Genomic DNA, 12,335 nt, shown 5'->3' with positions numbered 1-12,335 from the left:
GACAGTTTCAGCCTGTATGTCGTAAACTATGCTGCGGAATCAGTGTCGGTCGTTTGGGACCGGTGAAAAGGGAAACGGGTGGAAGTCCCGTGCGGTGCCGCCGCTGTAAGCGCATAAAAGGCAGTCTGCATTTCACTGTATCATTATGGGAAGAAATCGGACAACATTGCCGCGCAAGCCAGAAGACCTGCTTTTTCCACTTTTGCTGTCACGGTCCATGACATGGCAAGGGAAACAAGGGGAAAGTCTGCTGTTTGACACGCATGTGTGAACAGGAATAAACGTGTCCCCTGGATGCAAAATACGGTGCATCATTCGGTTTATCGTTGGATAGGCTGAATGGTGCTTTTTCTTTTTTATATGACATTGCGATAGGGCAAGTTATGTTTTTGCATCACATTCCTGCATGGGTGTACAGAAAATTAATTTTTACTCATTTTCAACATCAGGAGGAAAACAATTATGAGAAACAAGAAACTGGTAACATTCACGATGGCTGCCTGCATGATGACAGGCCTGGTAGCTGGCTGCGGCGCAAAAAATGCAGATACTGCTTCCAAGGCAGAGACTGCTGCTGAGAGCAGTACTGAAGAATCGAAACAGGCAGAAACCGAAGAATCCAAAGCTGATGAGGCAAAGACAGATGGTGCAGAGGAAGCTTACGAGCCGGTTACCATTACCTTAAACCTGCAGCGTTCTGGTCTGGGTGAAAATGTAGAATATACCTTTACCAAAAAGCTATCTGCTGTTGTGGCATCCGGTGATCAGATGGCAGATTTCTTCTTTGATCTGGGACTGGAAGACCAGATGGTTGGTTACACGAAGGGAAGCTGCTGGAGTACGGTTTCCCAGTATCCGGCAAGAGACAAGGTGCCGCAGCTTCTGGAGGCAGGAAAGGGCATTTCCAATCTGTCCAAAGAGGAGCTTGCAGCTACCGGCTGTGATTTCCTGATGGGCTGGGACTCTGTATTTTCTGATAAAAACTTCGGAAAAGAGTTCTGTGATGCAAACGGAATTGCCATGTATTTCCCATACGTATGCTCCGATCAGGCAACCTTTGAGGATCTTTACAAGGACTATGAGACCTTAGGAAAAATCTTCCAGGTAGAGGATGTTGCTTCTGAGAAGATCCAGGCAATGAAGGACACCCTTCAGGAAGTAAAAGATACTCTCGGTGAGGATGTTTACCAGAATCCGGTTACCGTATTTGCTTATGATTCCGGTGAGGATGCACCGTTTACCGCATGTCAGGGTATGCCGGGCGACATCATCAAACTGGCTGGCGGAATCTCCATTTTTGATGACATTGAGGCTGGCTGGGCAACTCCTTCCTGGGAAGAAGTTGTAGAGCGCGACCCGGATGTGATCCTGATCCTGGACTACACCGGAGACATTTCTGAGAAGAAAAATTTCCTGGAGACCAACGAGTTCACCAAGGATTTAAGAGCTGTCAAAGAGGGCAAGATCTACTCTGCATGCTGCAGTGATATGCAGGGTTCTGCAGGTTCTGCAGAGGCTGTCAAAGAGATCGCAAAGCAGCTGTATCCGGACAAATTCTAATTGGCCCCGTTTTAGGAGAAAAAAACAGAAAATGAAATCAGAAATCAGTAAAAACAATGGACGGAAAACGGGCCGTTTTGCCGTAACACTCCTGATTGTCCTGCTTCTGATCGCGTTCGTCACAACCATTTCCGTGACACTTGGAGCCATCCATGTGTCGCCGGATGAAATCTTAAAGATCATCGTAAATAAGGCATCGGGAAGTGATCTGTTTCCGGTTACCTGGGAGCAGAAAACGGAAAATATCATCTGGAATATCCGCTTTCCGCGCGTGATCATGGCCTTTATCGTGGGAGCCGGATTATCGCTTTGCGGTGTGCTGATGCAGGCGCTGACGAAGAACCCGTTGGCAGATCCGTATGTGCTGGGCATTTCCTCCGGTGCTTCTGCCGGTGCGGTCAGTGTGATCATTTTGGGGTGGTTCAGCTTTCTGGGCGGCTATGCGGTAATCTTTGGCGCAACGCTGGGAGCGGCAGCGGCCATATGCCTTTCCTTGAGCATCGCCTCCCTGAAGGGCAGGATTACCTCCACGCAGCTGGTTTTAGCCGGAATTGCCACTTCTGCGTTGTTTTCCGCGACCACAAACCTGATCGTGTACGGATTCAACAACGGTTCGGACAAGACAAAAATGGCGCTGTACTGGATGGTGGGTTCCTTAAGCGGTGCTACCTGGAGCCGGGTAAAATACGTCTTTATCGTGGCGGCTGTGACCATGATCCTTATCATTTTAGTTTCCAGGGAGTTGGATGTGCTGCTGCTTGGTGATGATGTGGCAGAGACATTGGGAGCTGACACCAGACGCATCAAACTGCTGATCATTCTGGCTTCCACGGTGCTCACCGGCGTGGTCGTTTCGGTCAGCGGCGTGATCGGATTTGTAGGCTTGGTCGTGCCGCATATCATGCGCGGATTTGTAGGTTCCGTGCATAAGCGGCTGATCCCGGTATCGATCCTGGGAGGCGGACTGTTCGCCATGATCGCGGACCTGATCTCCCGCGTCATCATTGCGCCGGAAGAACTGCCGATCGGTGTGATCGCGGCATTTTTCGGTGCGCCGTTCTTCCTCTATCTGATCCGGAAAGGAAGTGTGGGCCGATGAGTTTATATGTAAAAAATCTGGATTACCAGATTGGAAATGACCAGATCCTAAAGCAGATTTCCCTGGAAATCCGGGATGGAGAGTTTGTGGGACTTGTGGGACCGAACGGCTGCGGAAAGTCCACGCTGTTAAAGCATATTTACCGTACGTATAAGCCAAAAGGCGGCACGATCTTTTTAGACGGCAAAGATATTACAGAGTTTTCTGCGAAGAAAATGGCGGGAGAACTGGCTGTCATGGCACAGGAAAACCAGCTGGAATTTGACTTTACCGTGCGGGATATGGTCATGTTTGGCCGCTACGCACACAAGAAATTTTTGGAAGGTGACACCGCAAAAGACCGGGAATTGTGCGAACAATGCCTGCGGGAAGTCGGCCTGACTGGCTATGAAAACCGCTCATATTTAAGCCTTTCCGGTGGGGAAAAACAGCGTGTTCTGCTGGCCCGTGTACTGATGCAAGAAAGCCGCTATATCGTGCTGGATGAGCCGACCAACCACCTCGATGTCAGCTACCAGTACCAGATCATGGATATTCTGCGCGGGCAGAATGTCACCGTCTTTTCCTCGATTCATGACTTAAATCTGGCAGCACTTTACTGTGACCGGATCCTGTTTTTGTATCAGGGAAAGATCGTGGACAGTGGGACACCGGAAGCGGTGCTGACGCAGGAAAACATCCGGAAGTATTTTGGAATCGAAGCGCAGATTACGAAAAATGATGTGACCGGGAAGATTCAGATTTATTATCTGCCGGGATGGGTGAGGAAAAAAGCTTGTAAGTAACAGCAGAAATTTTACAAAATAGGAATGATTTAGGAGAATTTACTATGTTGCAGCGAATGGTATTATCGCAATTTCCAGAAATTTACCGTATTATGGAAGCCAGCTTCCCTGATGATGAGTACCGTCCATATGAAGAACAGCTTGCTCTATTCGAAGAGCCGGAGTATGGCATTTATTATATGTCAATTTCATCGGAAAGCTTGGAATCACAAGTTTCTGATAGTGTTTTGAAAGACAAGCCTGCCGGCTTTCTTGCAGTGTGGGAATTCGTTGAGTTTATCTTTGTGGAACATTTTGCAGTAGATCCGAAGCTTCGTAACAGCGGGACAGGCTCCGGTATGCTTCAGGAACTGGTAAAACTTAGTAAAAAGCCGGTTTGCCTGGAGGTGGAACTTCCAGACGCCGAATTGGCACGCAGACGTATTGGCTTTTATGAGCGCAATGGTTTTGTTTTTAATGATTATTCGTACATGCAGCCGCCGATTTCCAAGGGAAAATCTCCGGTGCCGCTTCGTATCATGACATACGGAAAGGCTGTGTCGCAGGAAGAATTCGAGCAGATTCAAAAAAGTCTTTATCAGCGTGTTTACAAGTGTGAGCCAGGCTCTTTCGTTTAAAAATTCGAACTGGTCAAAAGGTTTACACAAAAACTGTGCAGTGCTATATTTGAGACAGATACTAAAAATCTGTCTCATTTTTAATTTGCGGGATCTTGAAAATGTATCGTCGATGCGTCCAACCCCGGAAAGTGGGATCCACAGGAGTACATTTGCTCCATGAAAGGAATGGTATGATCACCTACGAGTCTACAAGAACGGTCCACGCGCTGGTGCACAATGCGGCAGCGGAGCATAAGGACCGGGTATTTTTACAATATGAAGAAAACGGAGAGGTTTTCCGTGTTACTTACGAGCAGTTTGCGAAGGAGTGCGATGCGATCGCGGCCTGGACCAGGGAGAAGCGGGCCGAGGTGGGGCATAAGCTGAAGGTCGGCATTCTCGGTGTCAGCAGTCACCATTATCTGGCGGTGCTGCTTGGGGTTATGAGCGGCGGTGATACGGGAATTCCGCTGGATGTACAGCTCAATGCGGAGAAGCTGGCGGATTGTCTGAACCGTTCGGATGTGGATGTGCTGTTTTATGACTGGGACTTTCATCCGATCACGGAGCAGGTGCAGGATGTCTGCCCGAATGTGACGGAGTATATTTCACTGCAGCATGGCAAGCATGTAAACTGTTCCGATAAGATCCTGAAGGCATACGAAGGCAGACAGGTGGAGTCAGATGCGAAGGCGGAGGAGTGCGCCATGATCCTGTTTACTTCCGGTACGACCGGGCGCGGGAAGGGCGTGATGCTGTCTAACGGCAACCTGATGGATAATAACTTCTGTACCACGGACACCAATCATCCAGAGAATGAAATCTATTTAAATGTCCTGCCGATCCACCATGTTTTCTGCTTAAACGGTGATGTGTTTACGGTCATGCGTTATGGCGGGATCCTCTGCTTAAACCGCGATATGAAGAAGCTGGCAGAGCATATTCTGCTGTTTGAGCCGACGGTCATCCGCATGGTTCCGATGATGGCGAAAGCACTGTATAACCGCATTGCAATCTTGAACCGCCAGCACCCGGAAATCCCGGTCCGCAAGGTGAAGGAGCAGGTGCTTGGCAGAAGACTTCACAAGATCATCAGCGGCGGCGGCTACCTGGCACCGGATCTGGCAGCGAATTACCAGCGTCTTGGCATTGCCATTGCACAGGGCTACGGCATGTCGGAGTGTTCCCCGAAGATTTCTTCCCCGGACTGGACGAGACCGGATAAGATCGCATCGGTTGGCCGTATCGTGGACCGCTGCCAGGTGCGGATCGTGGATGGCGAGATCCAGGTAAAGAGCCCGTCTGTCATGATGGGATATTATAAGGAGCCGGATAAGACGGCGGAAGCAATCACGCCAGATGGATGGCTTTGCACGGGCGATATTGGTCATGTCGATGAAGAGGGCTTTTTATACCTGACCGGCCGGAAAAAGAACCTGATCATCTTAAGCAATGGTGAGAATGTGGCACCGGAGGAACTGGAAAATCTCTTTGAAGATGAGCGTCTGATTGAGGATATTCTGGTGTACGGGGCAGATGACAGGATCTGCGCGGAGGTGTACCCGAACTACAAGTATGCGGAGGCTGCGAACATCACCGATATTGAGGGAACCGTGGCCCAGATCATCAAAAAACACAATGAGGAGCTGCCGACCTTTAAGCGCATTTTGCGCAGCAGTATCCGGGAGGTCCCGTTTGCGAAAACCTCTTCGAAAAAGATCATCCGCAACCAGTATCTGGAAGGAAAAAAGGCTGAGGAACAGAGTGAAAAGAACCTGCGTATGCCGGAAACGGAGTTTCAGAAGCAGATCTATGAGTGTATTGCAGGCGTTCTGGGACACCGCCGTTTTGGCATTGATACGGAACTCTATGAGGCTGGTCTGGACTCCCTTGGAAGCGTTATGCTGCTGACAGATCTGTACCAGATTTTAAAGATTTCCATGACGCTGGATGATCTGGTGCAGCATGCAACGGTTCTGAAGCTGGAGGCATTTGCAAAGGATGGAGCAGGAAAAGACCAGGTGGATTACACGGTGCGCCCGGTATATCCGCTGACCAACCTGCAGCTGTATTTTGCCTATGTTATGCGTGGAAATACCACGGCAAACCTGCCGTTTTTCTACAAGCTGGATGAGCGTACCGACCTGCGCCGCCTGAAATTTGCGGTGGAGCAGCTGTTTGAGGTGCATCCGGAATTAAAGGCCATCATCCAGATGTCCGAGGGCCGTTACCAGATGTTCCGCGATGATAAACGTAAGATTGAGATTCCGGTCGTGAAGCTTGGGGATGCCCAGTGGGAGGAGACGCGGAAGGGACTTTTGTATCCGTATCTGTACGGCGAGGGAGAAAACCTGTTCCACATTGGCATTTACCAGACTGATTCCGCAAACTATTTCTTCTTTGACATTGCCCATATCATCGGCGATGGCATGACCATGAATGTGCTGCTGGAGGACTTAAACCAGCTGTATCTGGGCAAGGCGGTAGAGCCGGAAACCTATACGTTTTACGAGTACATCCTGGATGAAAAAGACCGGGATGCAAGAGGACTGCGTGCGAAAAATGAGGAATATTTCCGCGGCCTGATGAAGGATTTCAAGGTAAGAAAAAGCATCCTTGCCCGGAAGGACTGCTATCATCTGGAGCATGGAGTAGATGCTGTGTTAAAAGGCCGTTTTGAGAGCCTGAACCGGAAAAACGTTACGGCATTCTGCAAAAAATACGGAGTGTCGGAGAATGTCTTTTTCCTGACTGCGTATAACTTGAGTATTGGTCTGTTCAGCAATGAAAAGGACACGGTTTCTTCCTCGATTCACAGTGGAAGAACCGACAGCCGCTGGAACCGTCTGGCGGGTCCGCTGTTTCTGACGTATTTCTTCCGCTGCACGGAGGAAATAGACCAGACCGTGCCGGAGCTGCTAAAGAAAAACGGAAAACAGATCATGGATACCATGCGCTGTTACATATCGAACCTGCATGCGGACGAGATGTTCTTCCAGTATCAGGGTGACATTGTGAACTTAAATACCGTGGGAGGGTATCCGGCGAAGCGGGAACATCTGCAGTTAGATTCCCTGCCGTTCCATCTGCAGGTATTTACCGATGATCGCGGTTATTACTATGAACTGCGTTACTGGGAGAACCGGTTTGACACCCTTCAGCTTCAGAACTTTATGGAAGTGATGGAATGTCTGATGGATGCCATGCAGGAGGAAACACTGGTGCGCCGCTTAAAACGGCATCTGCCGGACAAGCTCTTCCCGCTGCATTACACGATTTTGGTGGAAGCACTGAACCAGGAAGCCAGAGGACAGCTGGTAAGCGGTGTCGATGGAAAAAAGCAGATCAAGGTGTATGTCTTTGATGAGAACTGCAAGAAGAAGCCGTTTGGAGCCTGGGGAGAGCTGTATGTGATGGATCACAAGCCGGAAACCTGCTTAGATGAGATCACAAACCCGTACGGCCCTGGAAAGCTGTATGATACTGGCCGGATCGCAAGAATTTTGCCGGACGGTTCCCTGGATTTTCTGGAGCAGGGCGGCAGAACCATCATGCAGGAGGGACTGACTGGCCGTCATTTCCATGACCTGCATCAGCTGGAAACTGTGCTGATGCAGATCCCGGGTGTGGAAGAGGCAGAAGCGTATGTCCGCTACGCAGAGGGCAACAAACTGCTTCTGACAGCCGAAGTCAAAGGAACCATGGAGCAGGACGAAGATGCGCTGAAGGCTTATGTAGAGGCGCAGTGCGGAAAGGCACATGTGCCGGCGGAGATTGTGATACAAAGAAACGTGTAAATGCCATATTGGAGCGGACCGGCTGCTTATTTAAAATCTGTGGAGATGAGCAAGGTTTGCTGCGTTATCGGCTTGGAAGGCATTCTGAATTGTCTCAAAAATAAAAAAATCAACAGGGGCTATTGCAAAATGAAGTCCAGAATTTTTAACATATCGGTGAATGCGAGCGTACAACGATATGGGAAAGTGCCGGACTGCATTTTGCAGTAGCCCCTGTCTTGCGTTATGTATCAGAAAAAGCTTTTTAGACCAGCAGATTAGGAAAGACTTTCCTGTTTTCTGGCCCGTGTCAGTTCAATTGCTTCCTTCCCGGTTACATAGTCAATGCTAATCTCCACACAGCACAGCGCATTCCATTCCCGGTGGATTTCCTGATCGACAGCTTCCTGGTTCGGATTGTATTTCAGACCGAATACTTCTGCGGCGTGAAAAATTTCTTCTTCGGTTTCCAGAATCCGGGCAGTTCCAAACAGGATCACGCTCTTAAAGTACGTGGTCAGTTCCTCAGAAACGATGTCATCTTTTTCGATGACGCAGAGGGAGACTTTGCTGTTTCGTTTGATCGAGTCAATCTTGTGACCGGTTTTTGCACCGTGAAAATAGATCTTGCCATCTGCGTAAACATAGTTCACCGGTACGGTGTAGGGGTATCCGTCATCTCCGGAAAGTCCAAGGATGGCCGTCTTTCCGGTTCTTAAAATTTCAAGAGTTTCTTCTTCTGATAACTGCTGTTTTTTTCTTCTCATTTCACGAAACATCATAAATTCCACCTTTCTGAATGATAATAAAAAATGCGTAACGGTTCTGTAGCTTTCTGGCTGCAAAAACGAAAAAACACCCGCCTGTACATCTTCTAAGGCCTGACGATGTACATCGAGTGTAATGCTGATTCTACCCGGCGGCAGAACATTCATTGCTGTTTGCATGCTGCGAAAACAACAAATAATCGTATTTATTATAAACGGGTTTAGGCAGGGTGTCAATTTGTTGATGCTGGATTTGTGGTGTTTTTGGCAGGAGATTTGCCAATTTGAAATGGATTGAAAGGGGATTATCGTACAGTGCGAATCCTTGTTGAGAAAAAAACTTCACGATGCCTATTGACAGAGTGGAAGTTTTTTTTTATACTCAATATACCCCATGGGGGTATGTGAGGCGGATGGATCGTATCAGACATAACCGTATGGAAAATGATCGGATACATTCGTCCTGACAGCGGCAGATGGTTGTCTATGCTTTGCATGACAGACCAAAAATCGGGCATGATAACAGGACTGCCGGGCGCGCATGCGTGAACCGCAGCATAACAGGAAAGGTGGAATTACATGGAAGATACAACCCCAATGGAAACCAGATGCCAAATGGAAGAGACAACTCCAATGGACAATACAGCCTCAATGGAAGAGAAAATTTCAATGGAAGAGAAAATGTCAATAGAAGGGATAGTCTCAAAGGAAGAGAAAGTTCCCAAAGAACAGGCAGATGCACTTGAGCAAAAAGAAGAAAAAAAGTGCTGCTGCTGTCATAAAAAGAAAGAGCGTTCCGAAAAGGAATACAAGGACCTGATTCACCGCCTGAACCGCATCGAAGGGCAGATCCGCGGAATCCGCAATATGGTGGAGCAGGATGCCTATTGTCCGGATATTCTGATCCAGGTGGCAGCGGCGAATGCAGCGCTCAACAGCTTTAACAAGGTGCTTTTAGGGAATCATCTGCGTACCTGTGTGGCGAATGACATCCGCGAAGGACATGATGAGACGATTGACGAATTGCTGAAAGTTTTGCAGCGTCTGATGAAGTAATAGCCGTAGTCTGAGTGCCATAGAAACGGTGCAGGAAAAAAATGGAGAGCGAAAACGCTGTAAGGTGTTTTTGAGATAGAAACAAAGAAGGAGGAATTTGCAAGCAATATGGAACAATATACAGTAACCGGGATGAGCTGCGCAGCCTGCAGCAGCCGCGTGGAAAAAGCGGTTTCCAAGGTGCCGGGCGTGACATCCTGTTCGGTTAGTCTTCTGACCAACTCCATGGGAGTGGAGGGGACAGCAAGTGCAGCTGATATCATTTCGGCAGTGCAGAAAGCCGGATACGGTGCATCGTTAAAAGGTACCGGAAAAGACGGAGCAGTCAAAGCGCAGGCGCTGGATGCGGAGGAAGCATTAAAGGACCATGAGACACCGGTCTTAAAGCGCAGGCTCTGGTATTCCCTGGGATTTTTGATCGTGCTCATGTATTTTTCCATGGGTCACATGATGTGGGGATGGCCGCTTCCGAAGTTTTTCGATGGAAACCATGTGGCCATGGGACTGATCCAGCTGATCTTAACTGCCATTGTCATGGTCATCAACCAGAAATTCTTTCTCAGCGGATTTAAGAGCCTCTGGCATAAAGCGCCGAACATGGACACGCTGGTGGCGCTTGGTTCCATGGCAGCGTTTGTTTACAGTACCTATGCACTGTTTGCCATGACCGACGCCCAGGTAAAGGGCAATGCAGATGCGGTCATGAGCTACATGCATGAATTTTATTTTGAGTCCGCAGCCATGATCCTGACACTGATCACAGTCGGAAAGATGCTGGAGGCCCGCTCTAAGGGCAAGACAACGGATGCCTTGAAGAGCCTGATGAAGCTGGCACCGAAGACGGCGGTGGTGGTGCGCGGCGGCGAAGAAGTTACCGTTGGCATCGAGGAAGTCCAGAAGGGCGATGTCTTTGTGGTCCGCCCGGGTGAGAACATTCCGGTGGACGGTGTGGTGTTAGAGGGCAGCAGTGCCGTAAATGAGGCGGCCCTGACCGGTGAGAGCATTCCGGTCGATAAGACGGTGGGAGACAGTGTGTCTGCCGCAACCGTGAATCAGTCCGGCTTTATCCGCTGTGAAGCAACGAGAGTCGGCGAGGATACCACTCTTTCCCAGATCATCCAGATGGTCAGCGATGCAGCAGCGACCAAGGCGCCGATTGCAAAGGTTGCTGATAAGGTATCCGGTGTGTTTGTGCCGACGGTCATCACCATTGCAGTGCTGACCACGCTGGTATGGCTGTTTGCCGGACAGAGCATTGGTTTTGCTCTGGCACGCGGCATTTCCGTGCTGGTCATCAGCTGTCCTTGCGCGCTGGGTCTTGCGACTCCGGTTGCCATTATGGTAGGAAACGGCATGGGCGCGAAGCATGGCATTATGTTTAAGACTGCAGTTTCCTTAGAGGAAGCTGGCAAGATGGATATCGTGGCACTGGATAAGACCGGTACCATTACAAGCGGTGAGCCGAAGGTGACCGATATGGTCCTGGCAGAGGCAGACAGTGAGCAGGAACTTCTGAAACTGGCTTATGCATTGGAAAAGAAGAGCGAGCATCCGCTTGCTCGTGCTATCAACGAGCGTGCAGAGGCAGACGGCATTACCGCAGGCGAGGTGGAAGACTTCGCAGCCCTTCCGGGCAATGGCCTTTCTGCCATTTACGAGGGCAGCGAACTCTGCGGCGGAAACTTCACCTTTATCAGCAGCGTTGCATCCGTATCCGGTGAGATCCGGAAAACGGCAGATCAGCTGGCAGAAGCTGGAAAGACTCCGCTGTATTTCAGCCGGGACGGGAAGCTTCTTGGTATGATCGCGGTGGCCGATGTCATCAAGGAAGACAGTCCGCGTGCCGTGAAAGAACTGCAGAACATGGGCATCCGTGTGGTGATGCTGACCGGAGACAATGAGCGCACGGCAAAAGCCATCGGCGCACAGGCCGGTGTGGATGAAGTCATCGCCGGAGTACTTCCGGAGGGCAAGGAAAGTGTCATCCGTTCTTTAAAGGAACAGGGCAAGGTAGCCATGGTTGGAGACGGCATCAACGATGCTCCGGCCCTGACCCGTGCCGATATCGGAATCGCCATCGGCGCAGGAACCGATATCGCGATCGATGCGGCCGACGTGGTTCTGATGAAGAGCCGGTTAAGCGATGTCCCGGCAGCAATCCGCTTAAGCCGCGCAACGCTGCGTAACATCCACGAGAACCTGTTCTGGGCATTTTTCTACAATGTGATCGGAATCCCGTTAGCAGCCGGAATCTGGTATCCGCTGTTTGGACTGAAGTTAAATCCGATGTTCGGCGCGGCGGCTATGAGCCTTTCCAGCTTCTGCGTGGTAACCAATGCTCTGCGTCTGAACCTGTTCAAGATGTATGACGCATCCAAAGACAAGAAGAAAAAACAAAGCAGACCACATGATGAAAGTCATGTTGATCATAAAGAGAAAAAGGAGAAGAGAACTATGACGAAAACCATGAAAATCGAAGGAATGATGTGCGGTCACTGTGAGGCAAGAGTGAAAAAGACTCTGGAAGGTATTGAGGGTGTAACCGGCGCAGAGGTAAGCCATGAGAAGGGAACCGCAGTCGTTACCCTGGAGAAAGAGGTCGCAGACAGCGTGCTGAAAGAGGCTGTAGAGGCACAGGATTACAAGGTGGTATCTGTAGAGTAATCGTAAGTAACGTGACATGTGCGGAAGTT

At 49.7% G+C, this 12,335-nt stretch carries 8 protein-coding genes and 1 riboswitch; of the genes, 7 read left to right on the top strand and 1 reads right to left on the bottom strand.

All coding sequences use genetic code 11. The features are described 5' to 3' along the window. Positions 1-23 precede the first annotated feature (23 nt). Positions 24-210, top strand: a riboswitch (cobalamin riboswitch). A 252-nt stretch (positions 211-462) separates the two neighbouring features. The 5 genes from DWZ40_RS12255 (at position 463) to DWZ40_RS12235 (ending at position 7,840) form a co-directional block, all read left to right on the top strand. Further along, positions 463-1,560 carry an ABC transporter substrate-binding protein gene (locus DWZ40_RS12255; RefSeq protein ID WP_243035327.1) on the top strand — a complete coding sequence of 366 codons (1,098 nt, stop codon included), beginning with the start codon at positions 463-465 and terminating at the stop codon, positions 1,558-1,560. Between the two features lie 31 nt (positions 1,561-1,591). Further along, positions 1,592-2,659 carry an iron ABC transporter permease gene (locus DWZ40_RS12250; RefSeq protein WP_118543301.1) on the top strand — a complete coding sequence of 356 codons (1,068 nt, stop codon included), beginning with the start codon at positions 1,592-1,594 and terminating at the stop codon, positions 2,657-2,659. Continuing rightward, complete coding sequence (locus DWZ40_RS12245; RefSeq protein ID WP_118543300.1) at positions 2,656-3,444, top strand: ABC transporter ATP-binding protein; 789 nt, start codon at positions 2,656-2,658, stop codon at positions 3,442-3,444. Before DWZ40_RS12250 ends, DWZ40_RS12245 begins: the two co-directional genes overlap by 4 nt. Before the next feature lie 44 nt (positions 3,445-3,488). Then, a complete protein-coding gene (locus DWZ40_RS12240; RefSeq protein WP_118543299.1) occupies positions 3,489-4,061 on the top strand; it encodes a GNAT family N-acetyltransferase in 573 nt (190 codons plus the stop codon). Positions 4,062-4,213: 152 nt separating this feature from the next. Next, a complete protein-coding gene (locus tag DWZ40_RS12235; protein ID WP_182431728.1) occupies positions 4,214-7,840 on the top strand; it encodes an AMP-binding protein in 3,627 nt (1,208 codons plus the stop codon). A 257-nt stretch (positions 7,841-8,097) separates the two neighbouring features. On the opposite strand, the gene DWZ40_RS12225 is transcribed toward DWZ40_RS12235, so the two are convergent. Beyond that, entirely contained in the window at positions 8,098-8,598 is a 501-nt protein-coding gene (locus tag DWZ40_RS12225; RefSeq protein ID WP_118543341.1) for a pyridoxamine 5'-phosphate oxidase family protein, read from the bottom strand. A gap of 669 nt (positions 8,599-9,267) precedes the next feature. Between DWZ40_RS12225 and DWZ40_RS12220 the strand changes: the two genes are divergently transcribed. Next, the gene (locus tag DWZ40_RS12220; RefSeq protein WP_118543340.1) at positions 9,268-9,642 is read left to right on the top strand and encodes a metal-sensing transcriptional repressor; all 375 of its coding nucleotides are present in this window, start codon (positions 9,268-9,270) and stop codon (positions 9,640-9,642) included. Between the two features lie 108 nt (positions 9,643-9,750). Further along, on the top strand, positions 9,751-12,306 hold the full coding sequence (locus DWZ40_RS12215) for a heavy metal translocating P-type ATPase (RefSeq protein ID WP_118543296.1): 2,556 nt from the start codon (positions 9,751-9,753) through the stop codon (positions 12,304-12,306). Positions 12,307-12,335 lie beyond the last annotated feature (29 nt).

Origin of the sequence: Clostridium sp. AF32-12BH, assembly GCF_003477935.1 — a bacterium.
In the GTDB taxonomy this organism is placed as follows: domain Bacteria; phylum Bacillota; class Clostridia; order Lachnospirales; family Lachnospiraceae; genus Brotaphodocola.
Note: the sequence above shows the minus strand (reverse complement) of the source record. Positions and strands in the feature narration are given on the sequence as shown.